The organism is Ruegeria atlantica (genome assembly GCF_013032505.1).
Classification (GTDB): domain Bacteria; phylum Pseudomonadota; class Alphaproteobacteria; order Rhodobacterales; family Rhodobacteraceae; genus Ruegeria; species Ruegeria atlantica_F.
Map to the genome: position 1 here is coordinate 199,560 of NZ_WQCG01000005.1, position 18,939 is coordinate 218,498.

19 protein-coding genes are annotated in these 18,939 nt (G+C 57.0%); 11 read left to right on the plus strand and 8 right to left on the minus strand.

The features are described from left to right. Positions 1–19: 19 nt before the first annotated feature. Entirely contained in the window at positions 20–589 is a 570-nt protein-coding gene (locus GOW92_RS18250) for a gamma-glutamylcyclotransferase family protein (RefSeq protein ID WP_170562963.1), read from the minus strand. Between the two features lie 95 nt (positions 590–684). Here GOW92_RS18250 and GOW92_RS18255 point away from each other — a divergent pair, with 95 nt between their 5' ends. After that, positions 685–1,137 (plus strand): RrF2 family transcriptional regulator, encoded by a 453-nt coding sequence (locus GOW92_RS18255; RefSeq protein ID WP_170562965.1) that lies wholly within the window; start codon positions 685–687, stop codon positions 1,135–1,137. Here GOW92_RS18255 and GOW92_RS18260 read toward each other — a convergent pair. Further along, on the minus strand, positions 1,134–3,662 hold the full coding sequence (locus GOW92_RS18260; protein ID WP_170562967.1) for an ABC transporter permease: 2,529 nt from the start codon (positions 3,660–3,662) through the stop codon (positions 1,134–1,136). The genes GOW92_RS18255 and GOW92_RS18260 overlap by 4 nt on opposite strands. Then, the gene (locus tag GOW92_RS18265; RefSeq protein WP_170562969.1) at positions 3,659–4,354 is read right to left on the minus strand and encodes an ABC transporter ATP-binding protein; all 696 of its coding nucleotides are present in this window, start codon (positions 4,352–4,354) and stop codon (positions 3,659–3,661) included. The genes GOW92_RS18260 and GOW92_RS18265 overlap by 4 nt, the downstream gene beginning before the upstream one ends. A gap of 66 nt (positions 4,355–4,420) precedes the next feature. Here GOW92_RS18265 and GOW92_RS18270 point away from each other — a divergent pair, with 66 nt between their 5' ends. Beyond that, complete coding sequence (locus GOW92_RS18270) at positions 4,421–5,047, plus strand: arylesterase (RefSeq protein WP_254453079.1); 627 nt, start codon at positions 4,421–4,423, stop codon at positions 5,045–5,047. Between the two features lie 4 nt (positions 5,048–5,051). After that, entirely contained in the window at positions 5,052–5,666 is a 615-nt protein-coding gene (locus GOW92_RS18275) for an SOS response-associated peptidase (protein WP_170562973.1), read from the plus strand. A gap of 5 nt (positions 5,667–5,671) precedes the next feature. On the opposite strand, the gene GOW92_RS18280 is transcribed toward GOW92_RS18275, so the two are convergent. From GOW92_RS18280 to ettA, 3 genes are all read right to left on the minus strand, one after another. Next, positions 5,672–6,232, minus strand: a complete 561-nt coding sequence (locus GOW92_RS18280; protein ID WP_170562975.1) for a L,D-transpeptidase family protein — start codon at positions 6,230–6,232, stop codon at positions 5,672–5,674. 179 nt (positions 6,233–6,411) lie between these two features. Further along, positions 6,412–6,618, minus strand: coding sequence for a cold-shock protein (locus GOW92_RS18285; RefSeq protein WP_039523244.1), 207 nt, complete (start codon positions 6,616–6,618; stop codon positions 6,412–6,414). Between the two features lie 1,013 nt (positions 6,619–7,631). Then, the gene (gene ettA / locus GOW92_RS18290) at positions 7,632–9,299 is read right to left on the minus strand and encodes an energy-dependent translational throttle protein EttA (protein WP_170562977.1); all 1,668 of its coding nucleotides are present in this window, start codon (positions 9,297–9,299) and stop codon (positions 7,632–7,634) included. A 138-nt stretch (positions 9,300–9,437) separates the two neighbouring features. On the opposite strand from ettA, the gene GOW92_RS18295 reads away from it, so the two are divergent. The 3 genes from GOW92_RS18295 to dacB all read left to right on the plus strand — a co-directional run bounded on the left by GOW92_RS18295 (position 9,438) and on the right by dacB (position 12,105). Further along, positions 9,438–9,908 (plus strand): MOSC domain-containing protein, encoded by a 471-nt coding sequence (locus tag GOW92_RS18295; protein ID WP_170562979.1) that lies wholly within the window; start codon positions 9,438–9,440, stop codon positions 9,906–9,908. Positions 9,909–9,940: 32 nt separating this feature from the next. Next, the gene (locus tag GOW92_RS18300) at positions 9,941–10,561 is read left to right on the plus strand and encodes a nicotinate-nucleotide adenylyltransferase (RefSeq protein ID WP_438826359.1); all 621 of its coding nucleotides are present in this window, start codon (positions 9,941–9,943) and stop codon (positions 10,559–10,561) included. Between the two features lie 65 nt (positions 10,562–10,626). Further along, on the plus strand, positions 10,627–12,105 hold the full coding sequence (gene dacB, locus GOW92_RS18305) for a D-alanyl-D-alanine carboxypeptidase/D-alanyl-D-alanine endopeptidase (protein ID WP_170562981.1): 1,479 nt from the start codon (positions 10,627–10,629) through the stop codon (positions 12,103–12,105). Between the two features lie 2 nt (positions 12,106–12,107). Here the strand turns inward: dacB and GOW92_RS18310 are convergent, their stop codons facing one another. Further along, a complete protein-coding gene (locus GOW92_RS18310) occupies positions 12,108–12,530 on the minus strand; it encodes a tellurite resistance TerB family protein (RefSeq protein ID WP_170562983.1) in 423 nt (140 codons plus the stop codon). 81 nt (positions 12,531–12,611) lie between these two features. Beyond that, positions 12,612–13,079: an Lrp/AsnC family transcriptional regulator gene (locus GOW92_RS18315; protein WP_170562985.1), complete on the minus strand. Its 468-nt coding sequence runs from the start codon at positions 13,077–13,079 to the stop codon at positions 12,612–12,614. 108 nt (positions 13,080–13,187) lie between these two features. On the opposite strand from GOW92_RS18315, the gene GOW92_RS18320 reads away from it, so the two are divergent. The 5 genes from GOW92_RS18320 to GOW92_RS18340 all read left to right on the plus strand — a co-directional run bounded on the left by GOW92_RS18320 (position 13,188) and on the right by GOW92_RS18340 (position 18,919). After that, positions 13,188–13,988, plus strand: coding sequence for a phenylalanine 4-monooxygenase (locus tag GOW92_RS18320; RefSeq protein ID WP_170562987.1), 801 nt, complete (start codon positions 13,188–13,190; stop codon positions 13,986–13,988). 7 nt (positions 13,989–13,995) lie between these two features. Further along, positions 13,996–14,349, plus strand: coding sequence for a 4a-hydroxytetrahydrobiopterin dehydratase (locus GOW92_RS18325; RefSeq protein ID WP_170562990.1), 354 nt, complete (start codon positions 13,996–13,998; stop codon positions 14,347–14,349). A gap of 121 nt (positions 14,350–14,470) precedes the next feature. Next, positions 14,471–16,045, plus strand: a complete 1,575-nt coding sequence (locus tag GOW92_RS18330) for a lysine--tRNA ligase (protein WP_170562993.1) — start codon at positions 14,471–14,473, stop codon at positions 16,043–16,045. A 48-nt stretch (positions 16,046–16,093) separates the two neighbouring features. Continuing rightward, positions 16,094–16,495, plus strand: a complete 402-nt coding sequence (locus GOW92_RS18335; protein ID WP_170562996.1) for a DUF4864 domain-containing protein — start codon at positions 16,094–16,096, stop codon at positions 16,493–16,495. Between the two features lie 135 nt (positions 16,496–16,630). After that, positions 16,631–18,919 carry a glycosyl hydrolase family 28-related protein gene (locus GOW92_RS18340; RefSeq protein WP_170562999.1) on the plus strand — a complete coding sequence of 763 codons (2,289 nt, stop codon included), beginning with the start codon at positions 16,631–16,633 and terminating at the stop codon, positions 18,917–18,919. The last annotated feature ends 20 nt before the right edge of the window (positions 18,920–18,939 follow it).

Sequence of the window (18,939 nt, forward strand, 5' to 3'; positions counted from 1 at the left end):
CATTCGATTCCGCCTTTTTCTATGCGTTCTGCACAATTCGGGCTGAAAGAAGGCTGAGACGGTCATCCACGAATTTTGTCTCAACCGATTTCAATTGCTGATGGCGCGGGTACCGTGGCGTGGACCGGTCGTTCAGGATCGGCGCATCCCATCCATCGGTGGTGGCAAAGAAACGATCTGCGCCGTCTTCACCAAATGCGCGCAGGTATCCTTGTACGACCACGTCAATGTAACTCAGAAGCAAGGGATGGTGGTTGCTTGGCGCGTTGTGCCGGTCATGAGGCACAGCATAGACGGCAATCTCGACCTCATGCTTCAGGGGGTGGGTAACGGCTTGGGTGGCGGATATCCGGTCATAGGCCCATTCACGGTCGTCCAGTGCAACCCAATCGTTTTTTGGCACATGCGCAATCATACCTTCGATTTCGGACTCGGGGTCTGGAACCGCCGTCAGGAAGGCGACAGGTCGTAGGTCAGTGTGCTTCCATGCACGCCGCCAGCCTTTGAGACGCGCAGGGCGCGGATCGGGAAAGTCGTGGGTCGACAGGTTCACGAGGCTGCCGTAGCCAAAGAAATAGGGATCTGCCATGTGCCCACATGTCCTTTCTTGACGATTGATGTATGTCAAACCGCTTTTTGATCAGACATGCAATAAGTCTGCATCTTGAAATCTGGGAGGTCACGATGCGGATAACCAAACGGACGAACATTGCGGTGCGGCTGCTGATGTATTGTGCAGCGCATCAGGACAGGCTGGTCACCAAGTCCGAGATTGCCGAAGTGTGCAATATCTCGGAGAACCATCTGGCGCAGGTAATCAACCAGCTTAGCCAGTTGGACTATCTTAGCACCCAACGCGGTCGCAACGGCGGTATGGTTCTGGCGCGTTCGGCCGAACAAATTCGGATCGGATCGGTGTTTCGTGATGTCGAAGGCAACCTGCCGCTGGCAGAGTGTTTTGCGGATGCGGACAACACATGCCCGTTGACCGATGCCTGCCGCCTGCGTTTGGCGCTGCAAGACGCGGCTGAGGTTTTTTACGCCTCGTTGGACGAGATTACTCTGGACGCCCTTGTGTGCGACAACGATCCTTTGCTGCAGATTCTGCAACCGGTTGCCTGCGCACGCGTCGGTTAATCGCTGGCGCGCAGGATGCGGGCCGGGCGGACGGCCAGGGGGCGCAAGGCAAAGATCAGCCCTGCGCCGAGCGTCACGAAGATACCCGCCAGAACAATGCCGATGGCGGATGGCCAGATAACCGAGAAATTCGTGTCGAAGATATAGGTGGCAACGGCCCAGCCCCCCAGAATGCCAGTTAGCAGGGCAACGCCACCTGCGGCTGCGCCCAACAGTGCTGCGCGTAAAGCAAAACTGACCAAGATGCGCCGTCGGTCCGCACCGAGTGTCTTGAGGATCGCGGCCTCGTATCGGCGGGCAGGTTCTCCGGCTGCGGCAGCACCGATGAGCACCAAAAAACCGGTCAGAAGGGAAATTCCTGCGCCATAGGACGTCGCTGCGGCGATGCCTGCCAGCAAGCCCGAGACCCGGTCAATCGCATCGCGAACGCGGATCGCCGTTATGTTGGGGAATTTCCCGGCGAGATCGCGCAGAATTGCTGTTTCCGCCTGTTCTTCGGCATATACCGTGGCAATGAAGCTGTGCGGGGCACCGGCCAGGGCTGATGGGTTCATCGACATGATAAATCCCATACCGGCGTTCGAGAAATCAACTTCGCGCATTGAAGTGAGTTCAGCGGTAATGTCACGGCCCAGAATATTCACGGTCAGCTGGTCGCCCAGTTTCAGGCCCATTTCTTCAGCTTCTTCGGCAGCGAAACTGACTTGCGGTGTGCCAGCATAGTCTTCAGCCCACCACTCACCCGAGGTGATACGCGCGTTTTCGGGGGGCTGGACCGAGTAGGTTACGCCCCGGTCGCCATCCAGAACCCAATGATCACCTGCCACCTCGCGGGCGGGCGTGCCGTTGATCTGCGTGATGATCCCGCGCAGCATCGGCGCACTTTCTATCCGGCTGACGGCGGGGTCTGAGTTCAGGCGCTCGGTAAAGCCAGGCATCTGCTCTTTCTGAATGTCGACGAAGAAATACGAGGGGGCGACATCCGGCAGGTTCCCGGAAATTGCATTGCGCAAGGTGCCGTCGATCTGCCCGACTGCCGCCAGAACCGAAAGCCCAAGACCCAGAGACAGAACCACGGATGCGGCACCCTCGCGCGGGTCTGAGATGGCAGATAAGGCCCACCTTAGGGCGGGGCGTCCGCGCGCCGAAGACGTGCTGAGACGGGCAAGTCTTCGCACCGCATAGGCAGCCAGGGAAAGCAGCAGTAAAGCGCCCGCCAACCCTCCGGCGGTCCAGATTGTCAGGCGCGCTGAGCCGCTGAACAAGGCTGCGCATCCGATCAGCAACGTGAGGCCCGCGCCAGTTGCAATAAGGTATGCACCCCGTGGAATCGCACGAGCCGAGGTCAGGGCATCCCGAAACAGAGTTGCTGCGCGGACGTCTTCGGTACGGGCAAGGGGCCAGAGCGTAAACAGAAATGCCGTCAGTATGCCGTACAAAGCTGCTTCGGCAAGCGGGGCCGGGTAGAAGGAGAACACCGCAGGCACCGGCAGGCGGGCTTCGATCAAGGGGGCCAGCAACAGGGGCAGTAAGCCACCCAGCGCGACGCCCAGCAAGATGCCGATCCCCGACAGAACTCCGATCTGGATCATATAGGTTTGGAATATCGTCGCCTTATCAGCGCCCAGTGTGCGAAGTGTCGCGATGGTCTCGGTTTTTTGGGACAGATAGGCGCGCACAGCCGCTGATACTCCGATGCCGCCGACGGCAAGGCCCGACAACCCGACCAGCACCAGAAATGCGCTGAGTCGTCCGACGAATTCCGCAATTCCCGGCGCGCCGTTGCGCGCGTCGGTCCATCGCATGCCAGTGCCCTCAAAATTCTGGCGTGCTTCTACCGACAAGTCTTGCAGATCGGTTCCTTGTGGCAGGGTCAGGCGGTACTTGGTTGAAAACAGGGTTCCCGGTTCCAACAGGCCGGATTCTTGCAAGTCTTGGGTTCGGACAAGCGTTCGGGGACCCAGACCAAAGCCATCCGCGGCCCCGTCAGGTTCGTGGATCAAGCCAGCGGCCAGTATGAACTCTTGAGTTCCCAGTGCAAACCGATCTCCGACGGAAAGGCCTAGCCGATCAATAAGGGATGGGTCCATCACCGCGCCGGGAAGACCTTGATGCGTGCCCAAAGCCTTGGACAAGGGCATCGCAGGTTCCAGAACCGGAGCCCCCAACAAAGGGTAAGTGTCATCGACCGATTTAACCTGCGTCAGGGCGCGCTGCGTTTCTAAACCCTGATCAGCAACAGCCATCGACCGAAAATCGACCACTTCTGACACGTCTGTCCCGGTCTGGTCCATCCAGGCGCGTTCTTCATCTGTTGCGAACCGATAGGTGAATTCTAGTTGTGCATCCCCACCCAAAAGTGAGGCGCCTTCCTCGGTCAAACCTGCCTGTATCGCATGGCGCACCGACCCAACTGCTGCGATTGCTGCAACACCCAGCGCCAGACACGCCAGAAAAACACGAAACCCATGCAGACCGCCCCGCAGCTCACGGCGTGCCAGCCGACCAGCCAGCTTAAGGCTCATTCTGCGGCCTCTTGCTGGCTGTCTTCCGAAATCCGCCCATCACGCAGCCGGACAACGCGATCGCACTTGCGCGCAAGACTATGGCTATGCGTCACAAGCACGAGAGTGGCCCCGTGTTTGTCGCGCAGGCTGAACAGTAAATCGACGATGGCCGCGCCGTTGGTTTCATCCAGATTTCCAGTCGGCTCATCCGCCAACAAAATCTGCGGACGTGGAGCCGCGGCACGGGCTAGTGCGACGCGCTGCTGTTCGCCACCTGACAATTGTGCCGGATAGTGATCACGGCGATGCGCCAGCCCAACTGCGTCCAGCTCCGCCTTTGCGCGTTGAAACGCATCCTTATGGCCGGCCAATTCCAGTGGGGTCGCGACGTTTTCCAAGGCGGTCATGGTAGGGATCAGGTGGAAGTTCTGAAAGACCACTCCCATCGCGTTGCGCCGGAAACGGGCCAGCGTGTCCTCATCCATGCCAGTCAGGTCCTGACCCAGGGCCGTGATTTTGCCTGCAGTTGCCTGCTCCAGCCCGCCCATCAACATCAGCAGCGAGGATTTGCCAGACCCGGACGGCCCTACAAGCCCCAGCGTTTCGCCTTTTTCGACAGTCAGGTTAATCTCATGCAGGATATCGACGCGACCGGCATTGCCATCCAGTGACAAAGCGGCATTTTGAAGCGAAAGAACAGGTGTCGTCATAGATATTTCCACACGGGGGCAGTCAAATTGGGATATGGAGCGGTTCAAAAAATGCGCAAGGCCTTGATGCCCGTACTGTTTGCATGTTGCGGCTTTACCGCCACAGCGGAGCCGGTGGTCATCGCTGCGCTGGGGGACTCACTGACGCAAGGATACGGATTGCCGGAACAGGACGGGTTCGTACCACAGTTGGACCAATGGCTAAAGGACCAGGGCACTGAGGCGCGCTTGATCAATGCCGGAGTGTCCGGTGATACGACCGCTGGCGGTGCGGCGCGTGTCGATTGGACCCTGACGCCCGACGTGGACGCGATGATTGTGGCGCTGGGCGGCAATGATCTTTTGCGGGGGATCGACCCGGCTGTGTCGCGCGAGAACCTTGAGACAATCGTGGCGTCCGCCCAAGCGGCCGAGGTCGAGGTTTTGCTGATCGGAATGCAGGCGCCTGGGAACTACGGAGCCGAATACAAGCAAGCTTTTGATGCGATGTACCCGGATTTGGCCAAGGCATACCAACTTGTATTTGCAGAGAGCTTTTTTGAGGGATTGCAGCCAAACGGTGACCCGAATGCAGTAAGGCAATTCATGCAGTCGGACGGAATTCACCCCAACAAAGAGGGTGTGGCACGGATCGTTGCGGCACTTGGACCTTATGTGTTGGAGCTGGTCGAAGCCTCGACCAATCAGGACTGAGAAGATGCCCGGGCGATTTTTCCTGACACGGTCGATGTCCGAAATAGCCCAGGTATTGAACGTCCCTTATGATGAGGACCCACAACCACCCCGAAGGAACATTCAACCGGGGCAGGAGGTGATAGTCCTGACTGCGGACGGCCTGACGCCCATGCGTTGGGGGATGATCCCGGTCGGGCGTGTCAACGCTCGCGGTCGACCCGTGATGGAAACCATAATCAACGCAAGGTCTGAAACCGTCTTTGACAAGGCCGCATTCGAAGGCGTTGGCCGGGCCGTTGTCCCGGTTGACGGGTGGTACGAGTGGACCGGCAAAAAACGTCACAAAACTGCGTGGCGTATTGCTTCGGCAGATGGCGCAACTTTGTTCTTTGCTGCGATTACAGACAGCTGGCAGGCCCCAGGTGGCCTGCGTGTCGATCAGTTTGCGGCAGTGACCTGCGCACCCAATGCTGATCTGGAACCGATACACCATCGAATGGGCGTCCTGCTGCATCCTGCCGATATTCAGACATGGCTTAATGGCTCAGAAGGTGACGCTAAGGCTTTGGCGCGACCTTGGCCGGACGGGTTATTGCGGATCGAAGAAGCGACGGACGTCGATTGGTCCGCGCCGTAAAAGCCTCAGACTACTGTAACCACAGTTCCAACCGGTACACGCTCATATAAATCGATGACATGCGAGTTCAGCATGCGGATACACCCGTTTGAGGCAGCACGCCCGATGGTTTGCGGCTGGGTCGTTCCGTGGATGCGGAAATAAGTGTCGACCCCATTTTGGAACAGATAGAGCGCGCGCGCGCCAAGCGGATTATCCCCTCCACCCGGCTGGACATAATCATTGTCCTTGAACCTGGCATAGGTGGTCGGTTCGCGTTCGATCATTTCGTCCGTGGGGCGCCATGTCGGCCATTCTTTCTTGACATCGATGGTGGCCGTACCGGTGAATTCCAGTCCGGCTTTGCCGACGCCGCACCCATAGCGGATCGCCTTGCGCGGTTCGGTGATCAGGTACAAGTAAAACGATCGCGGAGCGACCAGAAGCTGCCCCGGAAGAAACTGTTTCTTGACCCGAACGAACTGCGGCGTGGGATCGTATTCAACGGCTTTTTTCTTGGCCGAAGCAAGGCCGGGCGTCAGGCCAGCGGCTGCAGATGCTGCAAGGAAAGTGCGACGTGTGAACATATTGGTTCTCTTCAGGACAACAGGAAAAATTGTAAACCAGTGTCGGAATGATAACCGATCTGGTCAATCATCTGCCAAGAGTAACCGTATTGTGATGTAATCGCAGGGACACACTTATGTTGCAGTTTTGCCCCGCGTGATGCGAAAAGGGCAGAGTTAACCTCTGCCCTTCTGTGGCCTTAGGCCAGTGCGATGTCGTCGGCGCTTTCGCGGCCGTCACGACCCGAGCGCAGCTCGTACGTGACTTTCTGGTTGTCGGCCAGACCGGTCAGGCCGGAACGCTCGACAGCCGAGATGTGTACGAAGATGTCTTTGCCGCCATCTTCAGGTGCGATAAAGCCGTAGCCTTTGGTGGTGTTGAACCATTTTACGGTGCCTGCGGGCATATCCGTTGTCTCCTAATTGGTGCTGCCCACGGAGTTGCGGCAGCCCGGCGTCGTCGTCTGTATCGATAGACTGAGCGCCGGAATCGGAGACAGTGGGTCGAAATAGAAAAACGTAAGCGCCATTGATATGGCATTGGGGAGGGCCTGTGGCAAGGGTGGATTACGACAGTGGCTACTAACTGCTTAGAAAACTGATGGTATCGCCGCTTGCCAAAAGTCTCGGCTCTGGATCTGGGCAATGCCCAAAAGAAGCCCCAAACCGATCAGCAGCAAAGAAGTGTCGTAACGTCATATTCGAGGCAGCAGCGTGAGCTTTAGGTCGCAAGGCTGCATCACAAAATGACTTTTTGACGGGCTTTTCAAAAATGACGCGAAACGCGGTTTTCTTCCCCGTTGGCGCGCGATCTTTCCTTCATATGTACGCCGCACCGCTGCGGGTGGCCACTCACGGAAATACGGTCCTTGAGCCGACCTCCACCGCACGCTCGGATCGGCCCGCAGCGGAACATTAATACGAATACTTAGTTTCTTACAAAAAAGAGAAATCCGATACGCAAGGTGAAAGACATGCTTTTTAAGTCATTCTTTAACAGTATTTTCAAATCAGGCGAGCTGGCACATTCGGTGCCAAACGAGCACACTGAGAAAACGCAAACAGCATTTTCTCGATCAGTAAACAAAGAAGAACTGACTGTGCTTTTTGGGGACGTTCTAAGTGAGGAACATGCTCAGAGTGGAGAAAACCAAAGGACAGGCGGCCTGTCGCAAAAGTAACTGATATCCGCAAGCTATTGTAAGAACAGACCGGTTATGCTCAGACAAGGTGCTTTGGTTTGTGCGACGCTAAATTTTGATCGGGTGTTTGAAGCTCAATAACGGTCTGTAGAAACCAAGAAAGGTAGCTGCACATACCGGTCAAAGCGTATTCCCGATATCACCGAAACCATTCGCTCCAAACAGTCTACTTCAGGCCCGCAACCATATCCATTGGTTGCGGGCCTGAAGCAGAGTTTCTACCGCGCAAACTTCTTGTGCTTCAATCGTTTGGGCTCCAGTGCATCTGGGCCTAGGCGGCGCTTTTTGTCCTCTTCGTAATCCTCGAAGTTGCCCTCAAACCATTCCACGTGCGCATCTCCCTCAAACGCCAGAATATGCGTGCAAATCCGGTCAAGGAAGAAGCGGTCGTGCGAGATTACGACGGCGCAGCCGGCGAAATCGACGAGGGCGTCTTCCAGCGCGCGCAGGGTCTCGACGTCGAGGTCGTTGGTCGGTTCGTCGAGCAGCAGCACGTTGCCACCCTCTTTTAGCAGACGGGCCATGTGGACGCGGTTGCGCTCACCGCCTGACAGCAGCGAAACTTTCTTCTGCTGGTCGCCGCCCTTAAAGTTGAAGGACGAGCAATAGGCGCGGGAATTAACCTGCGCGTCACCCAGTTGGATGATCTCGGCGCCGCCGGTGATCGCCTCCCATACGGTGTCGTTGTCTTTGAGGTCGTCGCGGGACTGGTCGACATATGACAGCTCAACCGTGTCGCCCAGTGTGATGGTGCCGCTGTCGGGCTGTTCCTGACCGGTGAGCATCTTGAACAGGGTCGATTTACCGGCGCCGTTGGGGCCAATGACGCCGACGATGCCGCCGGGGGGCAGGGCGAAGTCGAGCCCTTCGATCAGTTGCTTGTCGCCCATGTGTTTCGACAGGCCCTCGACCTCGATCACCTTGCCACCAAGGCGCTGGCCGTTGGGTATTACGATCTGGGCGCGGGTCAGCTTTTCGCGCTCGGACTGTTCGGCCAGCTCGTTATAGGCGTTGATCCGGGCCTTGGACTTGGCCTGGCGCGCCTTCTGACCCTGACGCATCCATTCCAACTCGCGCTGCAGGGTCTTCTGCTTGGACTTGTCCTCGCGGGCTTCCTGCTCCAGCCGCTTGGCTTTTTGCTCCAGCCATGCGGAATAGTTGCCCTCGTAAGGAATGCCGCGGCCACGGTCGAGTTCCAGAATCCAGCCGGTGATGTCATCCAGGAAGTAACGGTCGTGGGTGACGATCAGGATGGTGCCCTTGTAATCGATCAGGTGCTGTTGCAGCCAGGCGATGGTCTCGGCGTCCAGGTGGTTGGTCGGTTCGTCCAGCAGCAGCATGTCGGGTGCTTCCAGCAGCAGCTTGCAGAGCGCCACCCGGCGTTTCTCACCACCCGAGAGGTTGGCGATATTGGCATCGTCCGGCGGGCAGCGCAGCGCCTCCATCGACACGTCGATCTGGCTGTCGAGGTCCCAGAGGTTTTCGGCGTCGATCGCGTCCTGCAGGGTGGTCATTTCCTCCATCAGCTCGTCCGAGTAGTTCTCGGCGATTTCCATGGCGATTTCGTTGAATCGGTCGACCTTGGCCTTTTTCGCGGCGACGCCCAGCATGACGTTCTCGCGGACGGTGAGCGTTTCATCCAGCTGCGGTTCCTGCGGCAGGTAACCGACCTTGGCGCCTTCGGCGGCCCAAGCCTCACCCGAGAAATCTGTATCCAGGCCCGCCATGATTTTCATCAGCGTCGACTTACCCGCGCCGTTAACGCCGACAACACCGATTTTTACGCCGGGCAGAAAGCTCAGGTGGATGTTTTCAAAGCACTTCTTGCCACCGGGATAGGTCTTGGAGACACCCTGCATGTGGTAGACATATTGATAGGCGGCCATGTCGCGTCCTCTGGGTCGGGGAAATTGGGTTGAAACGCTTGATATCCAAGCGGGGCGGGCGGGGCAAGCTGGTGGTTTCGTGATTTTTGCTTAGACCTCGTGCGGGCTAGAGTGGCTTCGGTTTGAGAGGCGGATGAGATGTCAGAACTTGCGGAATTGATTGCTGGGTGGGCAAAGCCCGGTCGGGTCGATTGGATCGGAGTGCGTCCAGCCCGGCGGACGGAGATCGTCACTTTGGGCGACGCTATGATTTCCGCCGATGGATTGGGCGGAGATCGCAGTCGAGCGGGCAAGAGGGCGGTGACGCTGATCCAGCAGGAGCATTTGGCAGCGATTGGTTCGTACCTTGGACAAGGGCCGATCGCACCGGACGTGCTTAGGCGCAATCTGGTGGTCTCTGGGATCAATCTGGCCGCACTAAAGAGTCGTGAGGTGCAGGTAGGTGAGGCGGTTCTGCGCGTTGCGGTGATCTGTGCGCCCTGCAGTCGGATGGAGGAAGCGCTTGGCAAAGGGGGCTATTCTGCCGTGCGTGGGCATGGCGGCTGGTGTGCGAAAGTGGTGCGCTGTGGACGCGTTCGGGTGGGCGATACGGTGCAACCGATTGATTGACAAGCTGCTTCAGTTCTGAACATCAGCTAGGAATGTTGCGCAGCCAGATACCCTATGCACGGCCCGGACAGGTCATTGGGCTGTTCGGAGGTTCCTTTGATCCTCCGCATCAGGGTCACGTGCATGTGACGCTTGAGGCGATGAAGGCTTTTGGGCTGGATCGGGTTTGGTGGCTGGTGTCTCCGGGCAACCCTTTGAAGGTACAGGGGCCTGCGCCTCTTACGCGGCGGATGGCTGCTTCGCGGGCGTTGATGCTGCACCCGCGGGTCGAGGTGACGGATATCGAGGCACTGACCGAAACGCGGGCGACAGCGGATACGCTGGCCGAACTGCGGCGCTTGTATCCCAAAGTAAAGTTTGTCTGGATCATGGGCGCGGACAATCTGGCGCAGTTCCATAAGTGGAAAGACTGGCGGCGGATCATGGACAGCGTGCCGGTGGGCGTGATCGCGCGGCCGGGCGACCGGATTTCCGCGCGGATGTCCCCTGCGGCACGTCTGTATGCCAGATACCGAATAGATGGGCAGGCGCCGCGCCTGTTGGGGCGCGTTGACGCGCCTGCATGGTGTTTCGTGAACGTTCCGATGGTCGAAGTCAGTTCGAGCCAAATCCGGGAGCGGGGCGGCTGGGGCGCTGAGGTGTTGCCGGAATAGCCACATGCGCGCATAATCCATATCAGTGGTTGTGCGTATTTGATCTGTGAGATTTTATCCGACTTATGACTGATCGATTTTCTCGAAGAGGATTTTTGGCAGGGCTGGGAGCGGCTTTGATCCCCTCTGCGGTTTTGGCCGAAGCGCCTGTGGCCTCGTTGCGGCCGCAATTGCGCGGCGACGTGCCGACTGGAGTCGAGAGGCTTGTCCAGGCTGCGGGCCTGCGTGGAGAGGTGGTGTTCGCGGTGGCGGACGCAACAACTGGTACCCAGCTGGAGGAGTTCAGTGGTAACCAGGGGTTGCCGCCAGCAAGTGTAGCCAAGGCGTTGACGGCTCTCTATGCGTTAGATGTTCTGGGATCGGACTATCGGTTCGAGACCGCCCTGATGGCGGACGGACCGATTGAAAACGGTATCCTGAAAGGTGACCTGATCCTGGTGGGTGGTGGCGATCCGTTGCTGGATACGGATGCACTGGCCACTATGGCGGCTAACCTGCGTGAGGCTGGAATTTCCGAGGTTCGGGGCGCATTCAAGGTTTATGAGGGTGCGTTGCCCTATGTGTTCAGCATCGACCCGGGGCAGCCGGATCATCTGGGGTATAGTCCATCCATCAGCGGCATATCGCTGAACTTCAACCGGGTCCATTTTGAATGGAAGCGCGACGGTGCGCGTTATGACGTGTCTATGGATGCGCGAAGTGCGCGATATAACCCTTCGGTCGACATGGCTTCTATGCGGATTGAAAGCCGAAAAGTACCGATTTACACCTACGAATCCAGTGCAAGGCAGGACCGATGGACCGTAGCAAAAGGTGCGCTTGGCGCAGGTGGGGCACGTTGGCTGCCTGTGCGAAAGCCCGCACTTTATGCGGGGGATGTGTTTAAGACGTTGGCGCGCGCGAATGGTATCCAGTTGGGGCGCGTTCAGATCACGCGAGAGGTACCAAAGGGAACGCTGCTTGTGGTGCATCAAAGTGACCCGCTGGATAGTATTCTGCGCGGCATGTTGAAGTATTCGACCAACCTGACGGCTGAGATGGTCGGTATGGCGGCCTCGCAAGCGCGCGGAGCAAAATTGCAAACACTTGCGGATTCGGCGGCCGAAATGAACCGTTGGGCGACCGAGACATACGGTGTGACTGGGATCGCCATGGTGGATCACTCGGGCCTGGGCGATGCGTCCCGAATGGCACCGGGAGATTTGGTGAAAGCTCTGGTTGCTGCGAAACAGGCGGGCGCATTGAAACCTTTGCTGAAAAAATTCACTCTCGCGGACAGTCAGGGACGGCCCGTCAAAGACCACCCGATCAAGGTTGATGCCAAAACCGGTACGTTGAACTTTGTATCCGGCCTTGGCGGTTTCATCACAACGCCGGGCGGTTCCGAGCTGGCCTTTGCCATTTTCACTGCAGATGTCGACCATCGCGCCACGATTCCGCGCGCGCAACGTGAACGCCCGCAAGGCGCGCGTAGCTGGAACAATCGCTCGCGCAAATTGCAACGTGCGTTGATCGAGCGCTGGGGCTCACTGGCCGGAAGTTGAGATCAGGTGGTGTGACGAGCCCGCGCGCCGCGTTCGATCGCGGCGGCATGCAGGCGATCAATGTTCAACTCATAGCGGATTTCTTCAAGCAGCCGTAGTTCGGATTCCGCCAAAGACCCGTCAGCAGCGGCCACATCACAGGCCAGTGCATAGGCGGTTTCGTTTAGCCGTTCGGGCAGGTTGTCGCGGATCAGGCCGAACAGCGCATCCAGCCCGTCTTCTTGTTCAAACAGGTCAAACACGGTTTGCGAAACACGGCGGGTGCGGTCGATGTCATACTCCGCAAAAACCGGTAGCATATTGACCGCGCCTTCGATCTTGACCAGCTCAGCTGTACGGATGGTTTCATCAGACGCAGAGACCGCAACCATGATCGCAACTAGGCAATCCTGAGGGGACATCGGGTGGGGTACTTGTTCGGTCATGGTGTCGTCCTGATTAGGCTTTCTGCATCAGCACGATAGGTGGGCAAGCGTGCAGGTTCAACGGGTTTCGCATCGCCTAAGCTAGAGAATGGGCAAAGGACCGCGGGTTTTGTTCTGTCGCAGTACGAAGTTGCTGCGCGTGTCACGCACTAGCCCGGATTTCAAAAGCCGCTGCATAATAAAGTGCTCAAGTTCCTCTGGGGTTTTGGCGTAGACTTTCAGAATGAAGTCATGATCTCCGGTGATCGACGCACACTCAACAATCTGAGGTTCGGTTTCGATCAGGCGCAGGAACGCGTTAATGCTGTCCTCTTGATGTTCGCGCAGAGCCACGTGGACGTAGGCGATGGCGTTCAGCCCAACGGATTTGGCGCGCACCTGCGCTGTGTAGCCAGAGATTATATCAGTGGCCTCAAGGTCGCGCACTCGCCGCCAGCACTGCGACGCGGATAGCCCTGTGCGATCTGCTAGGTCCTGCATGGACTGGCGGCCATCCATTTGAAGCTCTTGCAAAATGGCGATGTCAGCGGCTTGAAGCGTTTGTTTCATGAATTGTCACTTAATGATGCATATTTGCCAAATTTTTCACATTTATCTGCTATTTTAAACCAATTTCCTCAACTCACGGGGGTAAACTTTTTACATGGAGGAAGAGTGATGCCCAAATCGACCAAATATGTCGCCAAGATCGCCGATGCGCGCGGCCATATCGCGTACACGCCAGAAGAGGATGCGGTTTGGGCCGACCTTTATGCAGCCCAAGAGGAAAATGTTCAGCGATATATGGCGCGGGACTATCTCGACGGGTTAAAAAGACTGGACTTGCCAAAAACCACTGTGCCGTCCTGTGCCGATATCTCTGAACGGCTTTTGGATATGACAGGGTGGCGCGTTCAGCCGGTTCCAGCGCTGATCGGGTTTAAGACTTTTTTTGGCATGTTGGCGGACCGGGTTTTTCCCGCGGCATCCTTTATCCGGTCGCGCGAGGATTTCGACTATATCGAAGAACCTGACATTTTTCATGAGATTTTCGGCCATACACCTCTGCTGAGCGATCCCCGCTTTGCAGCCTTTAGCCACGCCATCGGAAAAGCCGGGGTTCAGGCCGGCGAGAAAGACTACTCATGGCTCATCCGACTATATTGGTTCTCGATCGAGTTCGGGTTGCGCCTTCAGGATGGTAACATCAAGGCGCTTGGATCCGGACTTGCGTCTTCGCCGACCGAGCTTGTCTATGCTGTCGAGAGTGATATCCCCGACCGGGACCGGTTCGATGTCATGACGATTCTGCGTACCCCCTATCGGATCGACATGCACCAGATGGGCTATTTCGTGCTAGACTCGCCGGAGGAGTTGTTCGCAGCCGCCGATCGTGACCTGTTGGCGGATGTGCGCAGGGCACAAACCCTTGGGTTGCTGCCGAACAAGTTTCCGGAAAAAGTAACCGCAGCGGAGTGAACGGATCATGTCATTAACAGGAGAAACCTGCAGCCTTTCGGACCGTACCTGTGTTCCTTGTTCCGGCGGCATCCCGGCTTTAACGCGCGATGAGGCTAACAACCACATGGCCGAGCTTTCCGATAATTGGCAGTTGGATGCAGGTGCAAAGATGCTGAGCAGGCATTTCAAGTTCAAGGGTTTTGCCAAAGCAACCTATCTAGCAAATCTCTGCGCGTGGCTGGCTGATCAGCAAGGACATCATCCTGACGTCAGCTTCGGGTGGGGTTACGTGGAAGTCAAACTAACGACCCACGAAATAGATGGTCTGAGTGAGAACGATTTTATCTGGGCTGCGAAACTGGATCAGTTGACCGCTTAAATCGGCCTTTCCATCAGGAAAAACAGCGCGCTTTATTGACTCATGCTGCACCGGCACAATAGGAGGGGTCGGTCGGTTGCATGGGGCGACCGGCACTGTTTTTCCCGATGGAGCAAATCTGATGTCTGAACTGCGAGAAACCGCAATGTCGTCCAAGGCCTGGCCTTTCGAAGAGGCGCGCCGGTTGCTCAAACGCTATCAGAAAGGTGCTCCGGAAAAGGGATACGTGCTGTTTGAAACGGGCTATGGTCCCTCAGGTCTGCCCCATATCGGCACGTTTGGCGAAGTGGCGCGAACGACGATGGTCAAACGCGCGTTCGAGGCGCTGTCGGACATCCCGACCAAACTGATCTGTTTCTCGGATGATTTGGACGGCATGCGCAAGGTGCCAACTAATGTGCCAAACCCTGAAATTTTGGAACAGCACTTGCAGCGTCCGTTGACCTCGGTGCCGGACCCGTTTGGCACGCATGACAGCTTTGGTGAACATAACAACGCGATGCTGCGGAGGTTTCTTGATACCTTTGGATTCGAGTATGAGTTCTATTCGGCCAAGGAATTCTACGAATCCGGTCAGTTTGACGAGATACTGAAACGCGCGGTTGAGCGTTACGACGAGATCATGGCGATCATGCTCAAAAGCCTGCGCGATGAGCGTAAGCAGACCTATTCTATATTCCTGCCACTGCATCCTGAAAGTGGGCGGGTGATGTATGTTCCGATGAAAAAGGTCTGTGCAGAAACCTACACCGTGACCTTTGACGATGAAACGGGCAAGGAATGGACCGTTCCGGTCACAGGCGGCCACGTCAAGCTGCAGTGGAAGCCGGATTTCGGCGCGCGTTGGGCTGCGCTGGGCGTTGATTTCGAGATGTACGGCAAGGAACACGCCACGAACGAAAAGATCTATGACGCGATCTGTCGTGCGCTGGGTGGGCGTGCGCCCGAACATTTCTCGTATGAATTGTTTTTGGATGAGAACGGTCAGAAGATTTCCAAATCGTCGGGCAATGGTGTGTCGATCGACGAATGGCTGACCTATGCGCCGACCGAGTCGCTGGCATACTTCATGTATCAAAAGCCCAAGACGGCGAAGCGTATGCATTTCGACGTGATCCCGAAGGCCTATGATGAGTATCATCAACAGTTGCGCGCCTATCCAGGGCAGGATCTGAAGGCACAGCTGAACAATCCTGTCTGGCACATCCACGGCGGGAACGTTCCCGCGTCCACACTGATTGTGCCCTTTGCGATGCTGCTGAATCTGGCGTCGGTTTCCGGGGCCGAAGACAACGACGCCCTGTGGGGCTTTATCCGTCGCTATGCACCTGAGGCCACGCCCGAAACGCATCCTGATCTGGATCAGGCGGCCGGTTTTGCCGTGCGTTACTTCAACGATTTCGTCAAACCAACTCGTCAGCACCGCGCGCCGACCGATCAGGAACGCGAAGCCCTGGAGGCGCTGAAAGCCGCGCTTGAGGCTTATGATGGTCCGGTCGAGGACGAGGCGCTGCAATCCGTGGTTTACTCCATCGGACGCGAACGGTTCGACCCGATGCGCGGGTGGTTTACAGCACTTTATGAGGTGCTGCTGGGTGCCTCGCAAGGTCCACGTTTTGGGGGGTTCATCGCGCTTTACGGCGTGCCCGAAACCATCGCGCTGATCGAAAAAGCACTGGCCGGAGAGCTGGTCTGATTTGACCTCATACCGTGTGGGGCTACCCTTTCATCAGGAGGTGGCCCCATGCGTCGTTTACTACTTGCTGTTTCGCTCAGTGCCGGACTGGCCTCGGGCGCGTTTGCCCAAAATGCCGAGATTGAGGCAAATATTGCGGCGCAGATACAGGCCTTCAAGGCAGATGACTTTGTCACGGCCTTTACCTTTGCAAGTCCCAATATCCAGAACTTTTTCGGAACGCCCGAGAACTTCGGAGCCATGGTTCGCAATGGTTATCCCATGGTTTGGAGACCTGCGGAGGTCCGGTTTCTCGAGTTGCGAGAGGTTGCTGGCGCATTGTGGCAGAAGGTCATGATCACGGATGGCAATGGACAAGTGCACGTTTTGGATTATCAGATGGTCCAGCAGGAAAACGGCTGGAAGATCAATGGTGTGCAACTTCTGGGAAACTCCGATCCGGCCGCTTGATGCAACACCACCGTCACGGTGATATGAGCGGCGGTTAATCCCTATTCGGTACTCAGACTTTTGCGTTCGGGCAGCCCCGGACACTGGGTTTGTGCGCGCGGCGACCTGCTGCGGGCGATTGGGAAAGGGATTTCTATGAATAAGGCAATCACCGACGGTATCGTCTTCATGCCGCCTGCTTTCGCGAATGGTCTGAGCGTCTGGTCCAGAGGCGACGGGACACCGGGTTCGCCAACCTATAACGGGGCACCGAATGGGGCATTCGTTCCGGCAGACCCGGATTTCGGCGGCTGTTTGGAAATCCTGAAAGTGCAGGCAACGCAACAGCTTCGCTATATGGGACAGACGCCCCTGATCCCGGGATGCTATTTGCAAATCAAGGCGCGGGTCAAAGCGATCAGTGGTCCCTTGCCGCAGGTTCGAATTGCGGCTTGGGCGGGCGGGGCCGGAGACCAGCAGGTAACCGGTGTGGTTGATCAGGGGCCGGTTACGCAGCTTTCCGGTTACGGCACCGTGCATGAAATTTCTGCCATCGTTGGCAATGGCAAACGCTCTGGTGTTGATATGCCTTGGGGCGTCGCGGCGCTTTATGGGCACTTTGGTTTGAACATTGACGGAGCAAACGGTTCGGTCATTCGGGTTGATGATATCGAGATCACCGATGTCACCAGCATTTTTCTGCGCGAGATGATCAGCACTGTCGACGTGCGGGACTATGGTGCACTCGGCGACGGCGTCACTGACGATTCCGTGGCGTTCGAAGCAGCGGATCAGGCGGCTGGTGGCCGCCGGATTTATGTCCCGAAAGGGACGTATTTGCTGGCACAGAACACGTCGATGTCGTCCGAGATGGATTTTGAAGGCACCATTACCATGCCTGACGACAAGATGTTGCTGCTGACCAAAAATTTCGACCTTCCGGCTTATATCGCAGCATTCGGGGACGAGGAGCTGGCGTTCAAAAAGGCGTTTCAGGCGCTACTGAACAATTCTGACCATGAGTCGCTTGATATGGGCGGGCGTAAAATTTCGGTGACGGCGCCGATCAATATGGCGGCCGCTGTTCCGAACCGGCAGGGCGGTTTTTCGACCCGTCGCGTCATCCGCAATGGGCAGTTTGACGTCAAGAGCAGTACGGCATGGGATACCGAGACGTTCACGTCGGTTGCAACGTACAACCCGGCGGATTCGACCAAACTGACCAACGTTGAAAACATCGCCAACATTCCGGTTGGCGCACTGGTACAGGGCAGTGGCGTCGGCCGGGAAATCTATGTGCGCTCAAAGGATGTCGGTGCCGGAGAGATTACACTGAACGACCCAATCTATGATGCGGCGGGAACGCAGGTATTCACGTTCCAATCGTTCAAATACCTTCTTGATTTCAGTGGCTTCAGTACGTTGCGAAAACTTGGAATGGAAGAGATCGAATTCCAGTGCAACGGACGCAGCAGTGCGATCCGACTTGCGCCGTCCGGCAGTACCTTCGCGGTTACGAATTGCTTTATAAGCCGGCCTAAAGACCGCGGCATCACTTCGCACGGGACCGGGTGTCAGGGGATGCTGATCGACAATTGCCAGTTCCTGTCGACCGAAGAATCCTTCAACGTGTCCGACCGCAAATCCATCGCGTTGAATGCTAACGCAAACGATATCAAGCTGCGCCACAATCGCGCTGTGCGGTTCCTGCATTTTGCGGTGTTGGCTGGAACCAACAACTTGGTTCTGGGCAACCATTTTTTCCAGGGCGACAGTATCCCACAAGGTATTCGCAGCGCCGGGCTGATCATGATCGGAACTTATAACAGTTCGACCATTTCCGAGAACTACGTCGACAACTGCTTTGTCGAGTGGACCAATGAGAGGGATGCGAACCCTGTTTACACCAGCGGGTACTCTTTCAGTTCGATGACCATCTCGGACAACATCTTTTATGCAAGCGAAGTTGCGCCATGGTTCAGTCAGATCGTCATTCGACCGCATGGGGCCGGGCATTACCTGAACGGAGTGGTCGTGACCGGAAACAAGTTCCGTTCAAGCAGCGGCCGCATTGACCGGTCCGACCGTGTCGACACCAGTTTTGCCGATCTGAACCATTCCGCGCACCTGAACGTGATTTTCGAAGACAACACGTTCAACGGCATCAATGCAAAGGTGGAAAACCCGCTACGTGTCCGAAGCTCGGAACAATCGGCGTCTTCGGTTTGGACTATTCCTTCGGACAGCCGGTTGCCCTTTGGTGGCAAAGCGCGTGGGTGCGATGCGGTCACGGTGTTGGGGCCGCTCAGAAATGCGGGCGGGCAGATCGTTCACGCCACGCCTTATGTCGAGTTGGAACAGGGCGCAAATCAGGACACTATCCAGTTGCGCTGGCCTTTGCCCGTAAGCGGATCGGTGTCGGCCATCATGCGTATGGAATACTAATCGGCACCCATCACGGGCGT